The sequence below is a fragment of the Faecalibacterium prausnitzii genome (assembly GCF_003287495.1).
Lineage (GTDB): Bacteria > Bacillota > Clostridia > Oscillospirales > Ruminococcaceae > Faecalibacterium > Faecalibacterium prausnitzii_I.
Genome location: NZ_PRLE01000001.1, coordinates 240299 through 258678 on the forward strand (window position 1 = coordinate 240299; position 18380 = coordinate 258678).

Genomic DNA, 18380 nt, shown 5'->3' on the forward strand with positions numbered 1-18380 from the left:
AGAGAGGAATTTGTACCCATGAAACGCGAACTGGAACCTTACCAGCTGATCGAACGAAGCATCATCAAAAAATACCGCAAAGAGCTCTGGACCCCGTTCATTGTCGCCGTCAAGCGCTATGAGCTCATCCAGGCAAATGATAAGATCGCCGTCTGCATCTCGGGCGGCAAGGACTCCATGCTGATGGCCAAGCTGATGCAGGAGCTGCAGAAGCACAGCGATGTCCCCTTTGAGCTGGTTTTCCTGGTAATGGACCCCGGCTACAACGAGATCAACCGCCAGAAGATCGAGTCCAACGCCGAGCTGCTCCACATTCCGGTGACCATCTTTGAGAGCAACATTTTCTCGGTGGCAAACAACACCGATAAAAACCCCTGCTACCTCTGCGCCCGGATGCGCCGGGGCCACCTGTACAGCAAGGCCAAGGAGCTGGGCTGCAATAAAATTGCGCTGGGCCACCACTTCAATGACGTGATCGAGACGACCGTCATGAGCATGTTCTACGGTTCCCAGCTGCAGGCCATGCCCCCCATGCTCCACAGCACCAGTTTTCCCGGCATGACCCTGATCCGCCCGATGTACTGCATCCGGGAAGAAGATATTCTAGCCTGGAAGCGCTACAATGACCTGGAATTCATCCAGTGCGCCTGCCGCTTTACCGAGAACTGCACCATGTGCGACAACGGTGGCGGCGGCTCCAAGCGGCAGGAGGTCAAGATCCTGCTCCGCCGCCTCAAGCGCGACAACCCCAACATTGAAAACAGCATCTTCCGCAGCATCCACGCCGTGGCGCTGGATACCATGCCCGGCTACAAATCCGAGGGCGTGGAGCACAGCTTCCTGGAACGGTTCCATGCGATGGAACAATAATCATGGCAATGAAAAATCCCCCTCAGCAATGCTGAGAGGGATTTTTTCATGCCACCGGCGGGGCTTGAACCCGCACTCTGTTTCCAGAAAGGGATTTTAAGTCCCTCGTGTCTGCCAATTTCACCACAGTGGCACAGAAAAGAGCTGCCGATTTACGACAGCTCTTATAATACAATAGAAACCGTTCTTTGTCAAGAACTGCTCTTAGACTTTGCCGCCGTGCAGCTCCGCGTACATGCGGGAGCGACACTCCGCCACAGCCGGGGTCATGTTGACATAGTGCTTGTGGGGGCACTCGATGCGCAGCTCGGTTTCCCAGGTCTCCTCGGTGAGCTGCTGGGCAATGTAAGCTTTCTTCTCCGCGATGGAGGGCAGCTCAATGGCCAGCTCGCCGTTCAGGATATGGGGCACCAGCAGCTGTTTGACCCTGGTGGGGGTGATGGTGATGGTGCGCTCGATGGCATCCGGGTCCAGGTTGACCATCGTCACGGGCTTGCCGGCCTCAATGACCTCGCCATCCATGGCGATCAGGTCGCACTGTGCCTGGCCGTTCTCATCGTAGAGTCGCCAGGGCATCTTCTTGCCGGGGATGATGGCCTTACTGGCGGAATCAGAGCACTTCATCTTGGGCTGATAGCTGCCATCCGCCTGCTTGACGGCCACCAGCTTGTACACGCCGCCGAACACGGGGTCGGAAGCCGAGGTGATCAGGTTTTCGCCCACGCCGTAAGAATCAAAGTGGGCGTGCTCATACAGCTCCATGTTGGCGATCTTTTTCTCATCCAGACCGTTGGAAGCTACCAGCTTGATATAGGGCTTGCCAGCTGCGTCCAGCGCCTTGCGCAGCCGCTTGGAGCCGCGGGCCAGGTCGCCGGAATCGATGCGGGCGCTCTTGACACGGCGGTTGGGGTCATTGGGATATTTCTCAATGAGGTAGTCGTCCAGCTTGATGAGGTTGGGCAGACCGCTCTCCATAATGTTGTAGGTATCCAGCAGCAGGCTGACAGAATCCGGGTAGGTATCCGCAAAAGCCTTGAACGCGTCAAACTCCGTCGGGAAGAACTCGATGAAGCTGTGTGCCACGGTGCCCACGGCCTTGACATCCGAACCATACTTCATCTCGGCCAGACAGTTGGCCGTGCCAATGCAGCCGCCCAGAACCGCCGCATAAGCGCCATCGTTGCCGGCGCTCTCGCCCTGTGCACGGCGGGTGCCGAATTCCATCACGCTGCGGGGGGTGTGAGTGTTCAGGCCCACCACGCGAGTGGCCTTGGTGGTGATGAGGCTGTGGAAGTTCATGGTCTGCAGCAGGTAAGTCTCAATGAGGATGGCACCCACCAGGTCGCACTCAATGCGGACCATCTGGACATGGGGGTAGCAGACCGTGCCCTCCGGCAGGGCGTACATATCGCCTTTCCAGCGGTAGGTGCGCAGGTAATTGCAGAATTCCTCGCTCATACCCTTGGTGCGCAGCCACTGGATGTCCTGCTCATTGAAGTGATAGTTGAGCAGGAAGCGGGTCAGCTTGCGCTGGCCGGCGCTGATGGAATAGCCCATATTGTCCGGGTTCTTGCGGAAGAACATATCGAACACGAGGGTAGTATCCTTGAAGCCGTTCAAAAACAGGCAATTGGCCATCGTGAACTCATAAAAATCCACGACCATTGCGGGGTTATCATAATCTTCGTCCGGAATGTACGGAACAACTTTGATCTCTTCCATGGGGGTTTCCTCTCTTTTTTCTCCATCCGGCAGGATACCGCGCGGTCCTACCGCCTGAAAAACTTCCCGGGACGCCGCGCAGAGGGCTGGCCGGGCGTGTGATCTGCCCTGTCATGACAGGGTGTTGGTAACACTATAGCATGGTTTTTGGCCCGGTGCAAGGCCTTTTGTAAAAAAGGGACTGTGGTTCGGTAAAATCTTTTTGCTGTCACAGCCAGAAGATACAAAAAAGCTGCCCGGCGGCAGTGTGCCGGGCAGCTTTGCGTCTTTCAAATTTTATCAGCCGTTGATGATGCTGGGGGTGGCGTTCTTCAGCATAACGTCATGGCTGCCGCCCTCCACGATGGAGGTGGAGGAAACGACGGTCAGCTTGGCTTTCTGCTGCAGCTCGGGGATGGAGAGGGCACCGCAGTTGCACATGGTGCTCTTGACCTTGTACAGGGTGGTCTGGACACCGTCAGCCAGCGGGCCGGCATACGGAACATAGCTGTCCACGCCCTCTTCAAAGCTCAGCTTGGTGGAGCCGCCCAGGTCATAGCGCTGCCAGTTGCGGGCACGGTTGGAACCCTCGCCCCAGTACTCTTTCATATACTGGCCGTTGATGCGGACCTTGTTCGTGGGGCTCTCGTCGAAACGGGCAAAGTAGCGGCCCAGCATGACGAAGTCCGCGCCCATAGCCAGAGCCAGGGTGATGTGATAATCGTGGACGATGCCGCCATCGGAGCAGATGGGCACATAGATGCCGGTCTCCTTGAAGTACTCGTCACGGGCCTTGGCGACCTCGATGACAGCAGTGGCCTGGCCGCGGCCAATGCCCTTGGTCTCGCGGGTGATGCAGATGGAGCCGCCGCCAATGCCGATCTTGACAAAGTCCGCGCCGGCCTTGGCCAGGAAGCGGAAGCCCTCGGCGTCCACGACATTGCCTGCACCGACTTTCACGGTGTCGCCGTAGTGCTCACGGATCCAGCCGATGGTGCGGCTCTGCCACTCGGAGTAGCCCTCGGAGGAGTCGATGCAGAGGACGTCCACACCGGCCTCGACCAGTGCGGGCACGCGCTCGGCATAATCGCGGGTGTTGATGCCAGCGCCGACCACATAGCTCTTGTTGGCATCCAGCAGCTCGTTGGCGTTCTTCTTGTGGGAATCGTAGTCCTTGCGGAAGACCATATACACCAGGTTGCCCTCAGCGTCCACCAGCGGCAGGGTGTTGATCTTGTTATCCCAGATGATGTTGTTGCAGTCGTGCAGAGAGGTGTTCTCCGGAGCAGTGACCAGCTTCTCGATGGGGGTCATGAACGTGGTGACGGAGGCGTCATCGGGGGTGTGGTTGACGCGGTAATCACGAGAAGCCACAATGCCCAGCAGCTTGCCGTTGGGGGTGCCGTCGGCGGTGATGGCGATGGTGGAGTGGCCGGTGCGGGCTTTCAGCTCCAGCACGTCGTGCAGGGTGGCAGTGGGAGCCAGGTTGGAGTCGGAGACGACATAACCAGCCTTGTAGCTCTTGACGCGGCGGACCATGGCAGCCTCGTTCTCAATGCTCTGAGAGCCGTAAATAAACGAAACACCGCCCTGGCGTGCCAGTGCAATGGCCAGCTTATCGCCGGAGACAGACTGCATGATGGCGCTGATCATGGGGATATTCATTTCCAGCGGGCACTTCTCCTCGCCCTTGCGGTACTTGACCAGCGGGGTCTTCAGGCTGACAGCCGTAGGAACGTTTTCTGCGGAGGAATAGCCCGGCACCAGCAGGTACTCGCCAAAGGTGCGGGAAGGTTCTTCATAAAAATAAGCCATATTCTAAATCTCCTTTTTCTCTCATTGCAGCCCGTCAGGACAACAAATCCTTTTCACTTACAAAGCTTGTAACATGCTCAAAATGATTGTCTATATCATATCACAAAAGCCCGGCAAATACAAAACAAACTTTATAAAACCAAGCCAGAGAAAAACAGACATTTTGTATAGAGAATTTGCCGCAAAGTCACACTTTATTTTGGAAATGCTGGCCGATCTCTTAAATTCAGGGTGCAAAAAAGCTCATCCCTGTTTCAGGATGAGCTTTTTTGCACACGAAGCGAGATACCGCCTGTGCGGTGCGGGGGACTGTCAGCTGTGAAGGAGAACAGCCGGAGGAGGAAGCGCCCGACACCCGGTATCTCTTTAAAAACAAGAAGAAAAAGATTTCATGAACCAGAAAGGCGTCGCATTCCTTTCTGTAACTATATTGTAACTCTTTGCGTCGGATTTTGCAAGAGCTTTTTGTAATTTTTCTGTAATTTCTTTTTTATTTTTTTGTAATCAGTCCCGGTTTATGCTTCCGGTGCCTCAAATTCCAGGTAGCACTCAAAAGCGGCGTGCTCTTCCCTGCGGCCCACCACATACCAGCCCTGCTCCACCGGGGCATAAAAGACCGCCATCTTCTCCCCCATCGGCACCTCGCGGTGATACTTGATGGAGAAAAATTTCAGCTCCCGCGTCCGCCACACTTCCAGCGGGATGGCGTCGCAGGCAATGTCCAGATAGAGCGCGTTGTTGATGTGGCCGTTCAGATCGCACAGGGCGTAATGGGCTACCCACTCCCCCGCGGGCTGCAAGTCCTTGCTCTTGTGCACCAGTTGAGGCAGCTCCTCGGGCAGTTCTTCGTTCTGGAAGCCCTCGGTCTCCCAGCCGGGGGCTCGCTGGATGCGCTCCGTGTCCGTATCCACCAGCATCCAGCGGCAATCCACCAGCGCCAGACGGTTTCCCTCCGTGTCGTTCAGGATGGTCAGGCGCTTCATGGAACCTTTTTTGAACACCTCACAGGCCGTGGTCAGGGTGAATTTTTCCGCCCGCATGGGACGCCGGGTGATCTGCACTGCCGTTTTTGCCACCAGAAAGGCACTGTGATGCTCCGTGAAGAACTGGCGGTCCATACCGTAAGCCCGGGCATGGTCGGCGGAGACCTGCTCCACATACCGCAGCAGGGCGCTGGGCTTGAGCTGGCGGCGGAAATCGCTGTCACCATCCAGCGCGGTCATCGTCTCTGAATATTCTCTGCGTTCCATTGGTTTTCCTTTCTCTTTGCAAAACCCGAAAACAGGCTGCGCTTTTTGCAGCGCAGCCTGTAAAAATAGGGGTCTTTGAATCAGTACATGTTTCGGCTGCGGCGGCGGACCTTGCGCCAGATATTGAAGCAGGCCAGTGCCACCATCGCCGTGAGCAGCAGCAGGAACAGATAGCCGCTGCCGCCCTCGTTGTAGCTCTTCATCTCGCTCCACTTGACGTCCAGCTCATTGTTGACTTCGTCGCTGAGGGCAGTGAAGACTTTCTCCTTGGCCTCGACCTCTTCCGGCGGGAACGCGATCTCGCTGTCCGCCAGATCTTCGTCCAGGATCTCGCGCACGGACTCCATAGGGGTAGTATACCCAATATACTCCGCGTTTGCCTTGCCAATATCCGGTTCGCACATGAAGTTGATGAACATTTCAGCCGCTTCCTTGTGCTCGCTGGTCGCGGGGATGCACATGCTGTCCACGGAAAGCACGCTGCCCTCCTCCGGGAAGACCCAGGCCAGATCCGGGTTGTCGTCGATCATGGTGATGGCGTCGCCGGAATAATAGACACCGATGGCTGCCTCGCCGCCGATCATCTTATCAAAGATCTCGTCCATGACGTAGGCCTGCACCAGGGGCTTCTGAGCCTTGAGTTCTTCCACCACTTCATCCACTTCTTCGGTGGAGTCCGGGTTGATGCTCTTCCCTGCTTTGAACGCGGCAATGGCATAGGCATCGCGGCTATTGTTGAACATCAGGATATTGCCCGCATACTGGGGGTCCCACAGGTCGGCCCAGCTGGTGGGGGCTTTGTCCACCATGGTGGTGTTGTAGATGATGCCCGTGGTGCAGAGCATGTAGGGTACGGTGTAGGCGTTTTCCGGGTCGTAATCCGCGTTGCGGTACACCTCGTCGATATTCTGGAAATTGGGGATGTTGTCGTAATTAAGGGGCATCAGCATCCCCTCCGCGATCATCTTGGCCGCCATATAGTCCGAGGGCACGATGACGTCATAATTGGCTGCGCCGGATTTCAGCTTGGCATACATCGACTCGTTGGAATCGAACGTGGTGTAATTGACTTTGATGCCCGTCAGCTTTTCAAAATCAGACACCACATCCTCGCTGTCGTCCGAGCCATTGGAGATATACTCACCCCAGTTGTAGACGTTCAGGGTCATGTTCTGGCCCTTGAAGCGGGTCCAGTCGTAATCATCGGAGACGGAAACGTCCTCTGTCACCTCAATGGAACCAGCAGCCATGGCCGGCGCCGCCATGCTGAGGGTCAGGGCAGCCGTCAGGGCCAGCACGCTCAGGCGTTTCAGCAGTTTCATACGGCGTCGCCCCCTCTCAGCGCTCTCTGATCCTTGCGATACTCACGGCTCTCCATGGCGTTGGAGAGGAGGATGATGCCCAGGATGACCACAAACATGATGGTGGACAGCGCATAGATCTCCGGGCTGACCTTTTTACGGGTCATGGAGTAGATGGCAATGGGCAGGGTCTCCACGGTGCCGCAGTTGAAGTAGGAGATCATGAAATCATCAATGGAATAGGTCAGGCAGATGAGGAACGCCGACAGGATCGCCGGGCTGATCTCGGGCAGGATGACCTTGAAGAATGCCTGCTTTGGGTCGCAGCCCAGATCCAGCGCTGCCTCATACAGCCGGAGATCCAGCTGCTTGAGCTTGGGCGTCACGTTGAAGATGACGTACGGCACGTTGAACGCAATGTGCGCGATGAGCAGCGTGGGCAGACCCATGATGGTATCGGGCAGGAAGTCCACCCCTTCGGTAAAGCGCTGGTATGCCACAAACAGCAGCATGAGCGAGATGCCGGTGATGATCTCCGGGTTGACCACCGGGATATAGGTGATGTTCGTCACCACCAGGCGGCTTTTGCGGCCCATGGAGGCAATCCCCAGAGAGGCTGCCGTGCCCAGCACCGTGGCAATGACCGCCGAGATCAGGGCCACCTCAATGGACACCCAGAGGGCGTGCAGGATGGCGGAGTTATGGAACAGACTGGCGTACCATTTAAAGGTAAAGCCCGTAAACAGCGCGTAGCCCTTGCTCTGGTTGAAGCTGAACACGATCATATAGGCGATGGGCAGATACATGAAGCAGAAGAACAGGATGACGTAGGCGCGCTGCATCAGACGCAGATGTTTCGTTTTCATCAGGACACACCCTCCATCTCATCCTCGTCAAAGCTCGAGGTAAAGCTCATGCAGAGCAGGACAATGATCATCAGCACCAGGCTCATGGCCGAGCCGACGTTGAGGTTGTAGCTGTTGCCCAGGAACTGCATCTCGATCAGGTCGCCGATGAGCAGGTTGGAGCCGCCGCCCAGCATCCGGCTGATGACGAATGTGGACACCGCCGGGACAAACACCATGGTGATGCCCGTGCTGATGCCGGGCACGCTCATGGGGATGAGCACCCGCACAAGGGTCTTGGTGGTGGAAGCGCCCAGGTCCTGGGCCGCCTCCACCAGGCTCTGGTCGATCTTGGTCATGCTGGTATACAGCGGCAGGATCATATAGGGCACATAGTTGTACACCATGCCCAGCACCACCGCGCCGGAGGTATTCAGCATGGTATAGGGTCCCAGGCCAAACAGGCCCAGCACCGCGTTGACGGGGCCATTGACACTCAGCAGGCCCATCCAGGCATAGGTACGGAGCAGGAAGTTCATCCACATGGGCAGCATGACCAGCATCAACATGATGTGCTGCTTGTTCACCCGCAGGCGGGAGAGGAAGTAGCCCACCGGGAACGCAATGACCAGGCAGATGACCGTAGCGATCAGCGCCAGCAGCAGGCTGCGGGCAAACACCGAGCTGTAGCCGCTGATGGACACCAGATTGTCCAGTGTAAAATGGCCCTCGCTGTCCGTCAGGGCGTAGTACCCCACGATGAACAGCGGCACCACGGTAAACAGTGTCATCCATACAAAGTACGGGTACGCCAGCTTTTTATCGTAAATCTTCATCATGGCCGCATCACCCCTCGGACCGTGCCATGATGTGGATCTCGTTGGGGCCGATCCGCATCCCGATGGTCTCGCCCGGCGTGCAGGCACGGGTGGAGTGGATGAGCCACTCGCGGCCCTCGCAGTCCACATGCATTTCAAAGTGGACGCCCTTGAAGATCACATCGTTGACCACACCGGTCAGCTGGCCCTCCATCGGGGAGACCACCTCGATATCCTCCGGGCGCACGACCACCTGCACGCTCTGTTCCCGGGCAAAGCCGCGGTCCACGCAGGGGAAATCCACACCCGAGAACGAGACGAGGAAGTCCTTGTGCATCACGCCGTCCACAATGTTGGAGTCGCCGATGAAGTCCGCCACAAAGGCGTTCTTGGGCTCGTTGTAAATATCCTCCGGGGTGCCGATCTGCTGCACCTTGCCGCCGTTCATGACCACGACGGTATCCGACATGGTCAGGGCCTCTTCCTGGTCGTGAGTGACATAGATAAAGGTAATGTTCATCTCGCGCTGCAAACGCTTCAGCTCCAGCTGCATCTCTTTGCGCAGCTTGAGGTCCAGCGCGCCCAGAGGCTCGTCCAGCAGCAGGATCTCCGGCTCGTTGACCAGACTGCGGGCGATGGCCACGCGCTGCTGCTGGCCGCCGGACATCTGGCTGATGCTGCGGCGCTCAAAGCCTTTCAGGCCCACGACCTCCAGCATATCGCGCACCTTGCGGCGGATGGTCTCTTCGTCCATCTTTTTCAGCCGCAGGCCAAAGGCCACATTCTCAAACACGTTCAGGTGCGGGAAAAGGGCGTATTTCTGGAACACCGTGTTCACCGGGCGCTTGTAGGGCGGCACGCCCGTGATGTCCTCGCCTTTGAGCAGGACCTGGCCCGCATTGGGCTCCAGAAAACCTGCAATGAGGCGCAGAGTGGTGGTTTTGCCGCAGCCGGAAGAGCCCAGCAGCGTCACAAACTCTTTGTCATGGATGTCGAGGTTCAGCCCATCCAGAATGCGCTGACCATCAAATTCCACCACGATGTCTCGCAGTGAAACGATCACCGAGTTGTCCATAATTCCTTTATCCTCCTTAAACTCAGATACGAAAAAAGACAGGGTATTGACCCCATCCCTCGTACCAGGGTGACCCAGCCCCGCACAACATCCATGACAACCGTAATATTGCGCAGTTATTCTGCCCTGTCCCGTCTATCTTAATCAATCCTTGCCAAAATGTCAATCACTCTGCCGATGTTTGCCGAAACTTTGCATCCCGCAACAAAAAAACATGCGCCGCACCGGAATTTTGGTGTGGCGCACGCTGCGTGATTTTATTCCGATTTCCATGCGTTTTCCGGCAGCAGAAGCGCCTGCACCGTGCTCTGGTCCACGGTATAGAGGGAACCATCCCCCTCCACCATCAGGTAATAGCCGTCCATGCCGCTGGCGTAGCGCAGGGTGACGGTCTTTTCCGCCATGGTCACCTGCACGGTCACCAGCGGGGTGTCAAACCCGGCCGCGGCCGGGTCGGCACCATCCGCAGGGGTAATCTGCCCGCTGACATAACTGCTGAGCGCCGTGAGGATGGCATCCGTTTTGTCCGTGTCGAGGTCTACCGTGGGGTCATTTTCCAGCCGCCAGACCGTCTGATAGGCGGTGCTGTCCGAGGCCGCCTCGCTTGTGCCGCTGCCTGCACTCTCCACCGGCTCCGACATGGCTTTCAGGGAGACCGTCTCTCCATCGGCCAGCGTATAGGAGACTGCCTCGATGGCCGAGCTGGTGAGCCCCGCCGGACTGAACACGCCAAAAAGGGCAGCTTTGTCTTTCAAAAAGCAGTTCAGCTTGGAGGACGCCACCGTATACACAGCGCTCTCCCCTGCCTTTTGCAGGTAGACATCCCCCGTGACGGCATTCCGGGCTCCGAATACCAGTGTTTCCTCGCCGCTGTCCGTGGTGATGGTCACGGTGGCCTGCGGAGCGGAGAAGCCGTAGTCCTCCCCGGCTGCTTCCTGCAACTCACGTTTGGCGTTCAGCGCCGAAACGGCGGTCAGCATGGCGTTGCAGGAGGATTCATCCAGATGGTAGTCCGGGTCTTCCGCCAGAGACCAGCTTCCATCGGCATACGCCAGCGTCAGGGTTCCGCTCCGCGCTTCCATTTGGATCTTCCGGACGGTATCCGACGGGATGGCCAGCACCGGGATGCTGCCGTCGGCTGCTTCACTGGCAGCCTGTTCGGCTTTCCGGTTGGATGCCGTCAGCACGGCCAGTGCGATGCCCGCCAGCACCACAAGGCCCAGCAACAGCAGCAAAACGGCGGTTTCCGGTTTCTTTTTCAGGTACTGCATCTGCTCTGCCCCCTTACTTGCGGCGGCGCAGCAGGACCACAACGGCACCTGCCGCCAGCACCGCAGCGGGCAGAACGATGACAAAGGTCAGGCCCAGCGCCACAGAGGTGGAGTTGGACACTTCCAGCGGGGCTGCCTCCAGTGCCTTGGATTCGATGAGGGTCGTGCTCTCCTCAAAGGCCAGCGCGGTGGCGCAGGCCTGCAGGAATGTCACGTTGCCGGGCAGCACTTGATAGATGCCCTCGTTATCCATATTGCCGCAGTCGATCCAGATGACTTCCGCTTCGGTGTTCTCATTGCGGGCGTAGGCCGCCAGCGTAAACGGGCCGTCCGGGTCGCCGTCCTCCTGCGTAAGGGTCGTCATCTCATAGCCCGCCGTCTTGCTGTAGGCCTCAGCGGAGGTGGTCAGCAGGGCTTCCGAGATCACGTCTTTTGTCTCGGTCAGGGCGATGCCCTGGGCCATCTGAAGCAGGACACCACGGTTTTTGTCCACGTTGTCCAGCACGCCGCTCTCCACCGCAGAGGCGTAATCCGGCAGCAGATAGGTGGGGTAGCCGTTCATAGAATGACTGCTGTCCCCCTCCACCACCAGACCCTCCGTGCGGGAAAGGCCAAACTCTGCCAGCAGGGCATCCAGATTGGGGGTGCGGTTGTAGCTGTCCGTGGTGATCAGCAGTTTGCCGCCCCGGCTCAGGTAGCCGCGCAGGTCGCTCATCTCGTCCACCAGTGCCCCGGCGGAAGCAAAATCCTGCACGGGGTTGTTGATGACGAGCAGGTCACAGTCTTCCGGGATGCTGTCCGAGAGCATATCCAGCCCGGTGAGAGTCAGGTTCTGGTTTTCCAGTGCACTGGTCAGGGTATCCGTCAGCGTCTGCTCCCCGTGGTTGGTGGTGTAGTAGGCGTGATGTTCTTCCCCGCTGGTCAGACGGTAGATGGCCGAAGTGATCTTGTTTTCCCCGTCAAAGGTCACGCTGGAAGTACCTGTGAGGGAATAGTTGCTGTAGTCTTCTTCGTAGAGGTCCGCGGCATCCAGCACCGTGCTGTTTTCGCCGCAGACCAGAATGAGGCTCCCATTGGTCACATCTGTGGCCCCATACTGGGTGGCAAAGGTCGGGTAGAGGGCCGGGTCTTTCAGCTCCCAGCTCAGGTGGCTGCTTTCCGCCGCGTAGTGATCCAGCAGCTTGGAGATAATGACATCCTCGTTGCCCGTCTCCGCCAGATAATAAATTTTAACGTCCTGGGTCAGATTTTTGACCACCTCAATGGAGTTGTCGCTCAGGGTGTAGAGCCCCGCCTCCGAGAGGTCCCACTCCGTATACCGGGACGGGATGGCCCGGACAATGAGGTTGAGCAGAATGACCAGCACCAACACCAGCGCCGTGACCGCTGCGGAATAGACTCCGCTGCGGAAGATTTTACTGGCTGCTTCGCTTTTCTTCCGCTTGTTCCAATTCAATTTCATACCGTTTTCCTCCTCTCAGTTCCATCGGCGCTTCTCGATGCCCTGCGCCGTAAAGAACAGGAACAGCCCCGTCACCGAGAGGTAATACACCAGCGTCGGGAGAGAAAAACTGTTGTTGACGAATTCTTCAAAGGGGGTAAACAGGCACAGCGCGCTCAGCACCGTGCTGAACGCGCTGGTCAGCCAGGCGCTCTTTAAGAGGAAGAGGCCGGACAGCCCCACGCAGAGGGCCGCGAACAGCAGACATCCCAGGGTAAAGCTCCGGGTGCGCAGCCCCACCAGCACGGAGGCTGCTCCCGCCAGCCCAGTAAAAACCGCCAGCGCCACGGCACTGCCCGCGTTGAACATGGTGCGCAGGCTGGGCATCATGTAGGCCAGCAGCAACACTGCCACGCCCATAACGGCGGCAATGATCTGGTTCTCCGTCAGACCGGAGAGGAATTCCCCGATGGCGATGGCCGCACAGCCCAGCAGAAAATAGCATAAAAGGCCCGCGAAGTTGGCCGCCAGTGCCGTGGTGGTGCTGCCCAGCCCCCAGAGAATCAAAATCATGACGGCATCCACGAGGCAGGGAATCGCAAAAATGACCGCCATGGCAAAAAATTTGCCCAGCACGATGCCCCATACCGACACCGGGCTGGTAAGAAGAAGCTGATCCGTGCGGCTGCGGCGCTCCTCGGCCAGCGAGCGCATGGTGAGCACCGGGATATAGAGCAGCAGGATAAAAATGGTGCGGTCGAGCGTGTAGTAGCTGAAATCCGTCATGCCATAGCCCAGATCCAGCGCCAGAAAGTAAAGCCCGGAGGTTGCCAGCAGAAAGGCCGTGAGCACATAGCCCATCATGCCATGGAAATAGCTTTTCAGCTCCCGTTTAAAAATCGCTGTCATGGGGTTCCTCCTCTTCTTCCGGGTCGGTCTGTGCCCCGGTCAGGGCCAGGAAGACTTCTTCCAGGCTTCTGCCGTCCGCGGTCAGCTCCTGCAGGGTGCCGGAGGCCGCCAGTTTGCCTTTGGAAAGGATAAGCACCTGCTGACAGACCGCCTGCACCTCGCTGAGGATATGGCTGGACAAAATGACGGTGTGGGCCTTGCCCAGCTCCCGGATGAGTTTGCGCATTTCGATCACCTGCGCCGGGTCCAGGCCCACGGTCGGCTCGTCCAGAATGATGATCTTTGGGCTGCCCAGCAGAGCCTGCGCAATGCCCACCCGCTGTTTATAGCCCTTGGACAGGCTGCGGATGAGCCGGGGCAGCACTTTTTCCAGCCCCGTCCGCCGGGCGGCACGGAGCACCTGCTCCTTGCGCTGGGCACGAGGGACTTTTTTGAGCTCTGCCACAAAGTTCAGGTACTCCCCCACCGTCATTTCCGGGTAGAGGGGCGGCTGCTCCGGCAGATAGCCCACGCAGGCCTTGGCCTCGTCGGCCTCCTCCGGCAGCGGGTGCCCCGCCACCGTTACCTGCCCGCTGGTAGCCGAGAGATACCCGGTGAGGATATTCATAATGGTAGACTTGCCTGCGCCGTTGGGCCCGAGCAGACCGTAGATCTGGCCGTCCTCCACCGTGAACGAGACATCGTCCACCGCCAGATGACCGCCGTATTTTTTGGTGAGATGGGATACTTCGATCACAGAATAACGCTCCTTATCTCAGCATCTTGTGCTTTATTGTTGGTATATTCTAGGATATAAATGTGTTCAAAATAAGGCAAAGAAGTGTAAACTCCGCAAGACGCCCCATTGCGGCAGAAAACGACACCTGCACAAAACAAAAAGCGCCGCTCCCCGCAGGGAACGACGCTGAGAAAAGACCAGTAATTACTTACGGCCGAAGCGCTTGTTGAAGCGCTCAACACGTCCGCCAGTGTCAACCAGCTTCTGCTTACCAGTGTAGAAGGGATGGCACTTAGAGCAAACTTCGACGTGGATCTCGGGCTTGGTGGAACGAGTCTTGATGACATTGCCGCAAGCGCAGGTAATGGTGCAGTCAACGTAGTTCGGATGGATACCCTGTTTCATTCTTTTCACCTCAATTCTGGTTCTGACTTATTGGGGCCATATTTAATGTATGTGCCCATCACAACCTTCAATATCGGCTACCCCGTCGAGCGGCCTTGGAAACGATTGCCTTAGTATTATAGCACGGATTTTGAGAATTGCAAGAGGGAAATTTTGATTTTTTCGATTTGCAAAAGACAAAATCAAAGATGGTTTATGACATTTCTATGATGGTGCTCAGTATTATTGGTGCCATTGGAGCCTTGCTGACCATTTGGAACCAGTTCAAGCGCTCCTAAGGGAGAAAAACGGCCATGCTGTGAAAACGGCTATGGCCGTTTTGTATTTTACCCTACTCTCTGCCGCTTATCCAGCCGCATTTTATCGGCTATCATCGCGATGAACTCGCTGTTCGTGGGTTTGCCTCTCAGGTTATGAATCGTATACCCGAAATAGCTGTTCAGGGTATCCACATCACCCCGGTCCCACGCCACCTCGATGGCATGGCGGATGGCGCGCTCCACCCGACTGGCGGTGGTGCCGTTTTTCTTGGCGATTTCCGGGTACAGGCGCTTGGTCACGGCATTGATGTAATCCGGTTCATCCATCGTCAGGAGGATGGCGTCCCGCAGGAATTGGTAGCCCTTGATGTGGGCAGGGACACCGATCTGGTGCAAAATCTCGGTAACGGTCAGCTCGTCGCTGTCCACGCTGGTCTGCACCAGAACGCGCTTCTCGTGGCCAAGGGCCACCTTGAGAACCCGGCTGGCCAGAACATTTTCGTCAAACGGCTTGACGAAATAGTACGCGAAGCCCTCATCCAGCAGTTCCTGCACCATTTCTTCGCTCTGGAACGCACCTGTCACAAAAAACGCGGTGTGGCGCTCCCCGGCGGCATTGTACTTCTGTTTGACGGCCAACGCGTCCAGCCCCGGCATAAATGCATCCAGCAGGACCACCTGCGGCCGCACCGAAAGCATTTTCTGCAGGACTTTCAGCCCGTCTTTCTCCACGACCGTCACCTCGACGCCTTTGAGCTCCAGCGCCTCGCGGCAGGCTGCCGTGACTTCTGCACTGGTATCCGACATCAAAAATTTCACTTTATCCATCGTACTTTCCTCCAATGTGTGCTTCAATCTGTGCAGTTCCCTTAACGATTTATATTTTACCATATTATTCCATTCTTTTCAATGGTTATTTTTGACATATTTAGGAAAGTAATGTCGTTTTGGATTTATTTATTTTGCTATAAATTCCCAGATTTTACTCGGTTACCCGTTCTGCCTGTTCCAGCATGGTCTGCGCAAAGATGCCGTACCCCCGGGTGGGGTCGTTGACCAGCACATGGGTGACTGCCCCCACCAGGCGGCCGTTCTGCACGATGGGGCTCCCGCTCATCCCCTGCACGATGCCGCCCGTCTGGGCCAGCAGTTCCCGGTCCACCACCCGGAGGACCATGTTGCGGCGGGGGTCCGCATCGCTGATCTTCTCAATTTTGACCCGGTAAGCCCGGGGCGTCTCGCCGGAGGTGGTCGTCCAGATCTCAGCGTCCCCAGCCTCCACCTCCTGCGCAAAGGCCACCTCCATCTTTTGGCCTGTAAACTGGGCGCGGGTGCTGCCGTAGACGCCGTTTTCCCCATTGATCCGGATGGTGCCGATGGCGTGGGCACTCAGGAAGCGGCCTTTCAGCTCTCCGGGACTGCCTGCCGTCCCCTTGCTGCATCCGGTGATCTGGCAGGGCACGATCTCGCCGCTGCGCAGGGCGATGCTCTCCCCGGTATCGCTGTCACTGATGGGATGGCCCAACCCCGCGAACACGCCCTTTTCCTCGTCGGCAAAGGTCAGGGTCCCCACCCCTGCCGAGGAATCCCGCACCCACATCCCGGCCCGCCACTGGCCTGCCGTGGCGTCCCAGGCAGGGGTCAGGGTGGTTTGCAGCTGTTCCCCGCCGCGGATATAGATGACCTCCACTTCCGCTCCCTGCGCCGCGTCCAGCGCAGCTTTCACGGCGTCATTGTTTTCCGTGGCGGTTTCTCCGATGCAGACCACCCGATCTCCCAGGTGCAGGCCCGCTGCCTTGGCGGGGTTGGCGGTGCTGCCATCTGCCCGGTCCACATCGGAAAAGCCCACGATGAGCGCCCCCTCGGAGAACATCTTGACCCCAAAGGGCGTCCCGCAGACGGTTACGCTGGGGCGTGTTGTCACCACCGTGCGGATGGTCTTGACGGGCAGCCAGCCGCCCAAGGCCAGCGTGGTCTGGTAGCTGCCCACCGCACGGGTGCTGACAACATTCTGGCTCCCGTGCAGGCGCAGCGGCTCCACCCAGCCAAACCGGGGCAGCACAAGGGCCTGCTCAGGTTCCAGGTACACGCGGTCCGGCAGGCAGGCGTTCAGCCAGCCCAGCGCGGCGGCCAGCGCCGCCAGCAGATATACTGCTGCCAGCTTCACCCGCCGTCCTCTTCCGCTCCTGCGGTTCTGCTCTTCCACGCGTTTTGCCCCCTTTTGCGGTTTGGGGGTAGTATGTGCAAAAGAAATGCGAATTATAAACAAAAAGAGCCCCTCAGCCAAAGCTGATGAGCTCATCTGTCTTTATGCGGAAGAAGGGACTTGAACCCTCACTCACGAAGAACTGGTGCCTAAAACCAGCGCGTCTGCCGTTCCGCCACTTCCGCATATACCAACTTGATTAGTTTAGCAAGATTCATGTAAAATGTCAATCATTTGCCGCACGATTCCCCTATTTCCCCCGGTAGACGTTCCTGACGTTCCAGAACCCGCGCACTCGTAAACAGCCCACTGGGCTGTTTACTGCCCCGCCTACGGCGTGGCCGTGCTGTTCAAATCCTCTCCTCCGCACAACAAAAAAACCAGAACACAATGTGTTCTGGTCTTTAGTGCGAAGGAGGGGATTTGAACCCCCAAGGATAAACCACACGCACCTCAAACGTGCGCGTCTGCCAGTTCCGCCACCTTCGCATACATCGGTGGTGCGTCCTGCGGTTTTGAGGTGGAAACCGTTGTGCGGACTGCTTGAGTATATTATCATATTGCTCCTGGAAAGTCAAGCTTTTTCATAGATTTTTTTGGTGCTCATATCCTATAAAAGACCCTTTGAAACAAGAAACAACTTACAAAGGAGGATTTTGGAGATGCGGTTTTCCAAAAAGAATTTTCTGCTCGGTGCAGCACTGTTGTTCTTGGGCACGGCGCTTGGGTTTGGCCTCGGGAATTTCTTTGGTGCGGCGCCGCTCATTGGCTGCCGGGAGAACGATTTGACCCCGGTGCCGGACACGGAATTCCTCACACCTGCCCCCAGCTCTGAGCCCGCTGTGTCCCAGCCGTCTGCACCACCTGAAAAATGGGTCTGCCTGACTTTTGACGACGGCCCCAGCAAAACAACGCCCGCAGTGCTGGAGGCTCTGAACAATGCAGGGGTCAAAGCGACATTTTTTGTCGTTGCCACGGGCTACAACGAAAAATATCTGCCATTGTTGGCGGAAGCATCCGCCGCCGGGCACCAAATCGCGTTCCACTCCGCCTCCCACGAATACAGCGACATCTACCGCGGCTCTGATGCCTACTGGCAGGACATCGCCCTGCTGAAACAGCGCGTCAGTCCTTACATCAACGCCGAGAGCATTCGCTATTTGCGCTTTCCGGGCGGAAGCACCAATACCGTCAGCCGCCGTTATGGCGGAAAAGGGCTGATGAAACAATTAAAATCCGAAGTGGAACAGAAAGGCTACCAGTGGGTAGACTGGAACGTCTGCGCGGAGGATGCTGTGGGCGGGCACCCCAGCGCGGATACCATCTACCGCAACGTGGTGCGGGAGACCGGCGAGCAGATCCACTGCGTGGTGCTGATGCACGACTCTGCCACCACCCGCACCACCGCCGAGGCGCTGCCGGATATCATCCGTTGGTATACGGATAACGGCTATGCCTTTTTGACCGTAGCCGAGGCGCTGCCGCTGGGGTAATG

At 57.5% G+C, this 18380-nt stretch carries 16 protein-coding genes and 3 tRNA genes; 2 read left to right on the forward strand and 17 right to left on the reverse strand.

The window, feature by feature from the left end:
- The first annotated feature begins 18 nt into the window (after positions 1 to 18).
- Positions 19 to 870: a tRNA 2-thiocytidine biosynthesis TtcA family protein gene (locus C4N22_RS01190; RefSeq protein WP_112147689.1), complete on the forward strand. Its 852-nt coding sequence runs from the start codon at positions 19 to 21 to the stop codon at positions 868 to 870.
- 49 nt (positions 871 to 919) lie between these two features.
- Here the strand turns inward: C4N22_RS01190 and C4N22_RS01195 are convergent.
- The 17 genes from C4N22_RS01195 to C4N22_RS01275 all read right to left on the reverse strand — a co-directional run bounded on the left by C4N22_RS01195 (position 920) and on the right by C4N22_RS01275 (position 17374).
- Positions 920 to 1003 (reverse strand) — tRNA-Leu (locus tag C4N22_RS01195).
- A gap of 71 nt (positions 1004 to 1074) precedes the next feature.
- Positions 1075 to 2592, reverse strand: coding sequence for a nicotinate phosphoribosyltransferase (locus C4N22_RS01200; protein WP_112147690.1), 1518 nt, complete (start codon positions 2590 to 2592; stop codon positions 1075 to 1077).
- Between the two features lie 279 nt (positions 2593 to 2871).
- Positions 2872 to 4386, reverse strand: a complete 1515-nt coding sequence (locus C4N22_RS01205; RefSeq protein ID WP_112147691.1) for an IMP dehydrogenase — start codon at positions 4384 to 4386, stop codon at positions 2872 to 2874.
- Positions 4387 to 4901: 515 nt separating this feature from the next.
- The gene (locus tag C4N22_RS01210; protein WP_112147693.1) at positions 4902 to 5636 is read right to left on the reverse strand and encodes an acyl-[acyl-carrier-protein] thioesterase; all 735 of its coding nucleotides are present in this window, start codon (positions 5634 to 5636) and stop codon (positions 4902 to 4904) included.
- Positions 5637 to 5716: 80 nt separating this feature from the next.
- Positions 5717 to 6949, reverse strand: a complete 1233-nt coding sequence (locus C4N22_RS01215) for an ABC transporter substrate-binding protein (RefSeq protein ID WP_112148005.1) — start codon at positions 6947 to 6949, stop codon at positions 5717 to 5719.
- Between the two features lie 5 nt (positions 6950 to 6954).
- The gene (locus C4N22_RS01220) at positions 6955 to 7803 is read right to left on the reverse strand and encodes an ABC transporter permease (RefSeq protein WP_112147694.1); all 849 of its coding nucleotides are present in this window, start codon (positions 7801 to 7803) and stop codon (positions 6955 to 6957) included.
- Complete coding sequence (locus tag C4N22_RS01225; protein ID WP_112114987.1) at positions 7803 to 8618, reverse strand: ABC transporter permease; 816 nt, start codon at positions 8616 to 8618, stop codon at positions 7803 to 7805. The genes C4N22_RS01220 and C4N22_RS01225 overlap by 1 nt, the downstream gene beginning before the upstream one ends.
- A 10-nt stretch (positions 8619 to 8628) precedes the next feature.
- Positions 8629 to 9675: a spermidine/putrescine ABC transporter ATP-binding protein gene (gene potA, locus C4N22_RS01230; protein WP_022257097.1), complete on the reverse strand. Its 1047-nt coding sequence runs from the start codon at positions 9673 to 9675 to the stop codon at positions 8629 to 8631.
- A gap of 257 nt (positions 9676 to 9932) precedes the next feature.
- Complete coding sequence (locus tag C4N22_RS01235) at positions 9933 to 10946, reverse strand: DUF4340 domain-containing protein (protein ID WP_112147697.1); 1014 nt, start codon at positions 10944 to 10946, stop codon at positions 9933 to 9935.
- A gap of 13 nt (positions 10947 to 10959) precedes the next feature.
- Positions 10960 to 12408 carry a Gldg family protein gene (locus tag C4N22_RS01240; RefSeq protein WP_112147698.1) on the reverse strand — a complete coding sequence of 483 codons (1449 nt, stop codon included), beginning with the start codon at positions 12406 to 12408 and terminating at the stop codon, positions 10960 to 10962.
- Between the two features lie 15 nt (positions 12409 to 12423).
- Positions 12424 to 13296 carry an ABC transporter permease gene (locus tag C4N22_RS01245; RefSeq protein WP_112147699.1) on the reverse strand — a complete coding sequence of 291 codons (873 nt, stop codon included), beginning with the start codon at positions 13294 to 13296 and terminating at the stop codon, positions 12424 to 12426.
- Positions 13280 to 14032 (reverse strand): ABC transporter ATP-binding protein, encoded by a 753-nt coding sequence (locus C4N22_RS01250; RefSeq protein ID WP_112147700.1) that lies wholly within the window; start codon positions 14030 to 14032, stop codon positions 13280 to 13282. The genes C4N22_RS01245 and C4N22_RS01250 overlap by 17 nt, the downstream gene beginning before the upstream one ends.
- Positions 14033 to 14218: 186 nt before the next feature.
- A complete protein-coding gene (rpmE, locus tag C4N22_RS01255; protein WP_005926533.1) occupies positions 14219 to 14419 on the reverse strand; it encodes a 50S ribosomal protein L31 in 201 nt (66 codons plus the stop codon).
- Between the two features lie 326 nt (positions 14420 to 14745).
- Positions 14746 to 15507: a sporulation transcription factor Spo0A gene (gene spo0A / locus C4N22_RS01260; protein ID WP_022257089.1), complete on the reverse strand. Its 762-nt coding sequence runs from the start codon at positions 15505 to 15507 to the stop codon at positions 14746 to 14748.
- 154 nt (positions 15508 to 15661) lie between these two features.
- Entirely contained in the window at positions 15662 to 16846 is a 1185-nt protein-coding gene (spoIVB, locus tag C4N22_RS01265; RefSeq protein ID WP_242980913.1) for a SpoIVB peptidase, read from the reverse strand.
- Positions 16847 to 16990: 144 nt separating this feature from the next.
- Positions 16991 to 17070: transfer RNA gene (locus C4N22_RS01270), tRNA-Leu, on the reverse strand.
- Between the two features lie 223 nt (positions 17071 to 17293).
- Positions 17294 to 17374 (reverse strand) — tRNA-Leu (locus C4N22_RS01275).
- Between the two features lie 173 nt (positions 17375 to 17547).
- Here C4N22_RS01275 and C4N22_RS01280 point away from each other — a divergent pair.
- Complete coding sequence (locus C4N22_RS01280) at positions 17548 to 18378, forward strand: polysaccharide deacetylase family protein (RefSeq protein WP_112147704.1); 831 nt, start codon at positions 17548 to 17550, stop codon at positions 18376 to 18378.
- Positions 18379 to 18380 lie beyond the last annotated feature (2 nt).

Coding starts and splice junctions, on each gene's coding strand:
- C4N22_RS01240 (WP_112147698.1), bottom strand. CDS start 12,408: ATGAAATTGAATTGGAACAAGCGGAAGAAAAGCGAAGCAGCCAGTAAA.
- C4N22_RS01280 (WP_112147704.1), top strand. CDS start 17,548: ATGCGGTTTTCCAAAAAGAATTTTCTGCTCGGTGCAGCACTGTTGTTC.
- C4N22_RS01190 (WP_112147689.1), top strand. CDS start 19: ATGAAACGCGAACTGGAACCTTACCAGCTGATCGAACGAAGCATCATC.
- potA (WP_022257097.1), bottom strand. CDS start 9,675: ATGGACAACTCGGTGATCGTTTCACTGCGAGACATCGTGGTGGAATTT.
- C4N22_RS01220 (WP_112147694.1), bottom strand. CDS start 7,803: ATGAAAACGAAACATCTGCGTCTGATGCAGCGCGCCTACGTCATCCTG.
- C4N22_RS01210 (WP_112147693.1), bottom strand. CDS start 5,636: ATGGAACGCAGAGAATATTCAGAGACGATGACCGCGCTGGATGGTGAC.
- C4N22_RS01245 (WP_112147699.1), bottom strand. CDS start 13,296: ATGACAGCGATTTTTAAACGGGAGCTGAAAAGCTATTTCCATGGCATG.
- C4N22_RS01200 (WP_112147690.1), bottom strand. CDS start 2,592: ATGGAAGAGATCAAAGTTGTTCCGTACATTCCGGACGAAGATTATGAT.
- rpmE (WP_005926533.1), bottom strand. CDS start 14,419: ATGAAACAGGGTATCCATCCGAACTACGTTGACTGCACCATTACCTGC.
- C4N22_RS01235 (WP_112147697.1), bottom strand. CDS start 10,946: ATGCAGTACCTGAAAAAGAAACCGGAAACCGCCGTTTTGCTGCTGTTG.
- spo0A (WP_022257089.1), bottom strand. CDS start 15,507: ATGGATAAAGTGAAATTTTTGATGTCGGATACCAGTGCAGAAGTCACG.
- C4N22_RS01205 (WP_112147691.1), bottom strand. CDS start 4,386: ATGGCTTATTTTTATGAAGAACCTTCCCGCACCTTTGGCGAGTACCTG.
- C4N22_RS01225 (WP_112114987.1), bottom strand. CDS start 8,618: ATGAAGATTTACGATAAAAAGCTGGCGTACCCGTACTTTGTATGGATG.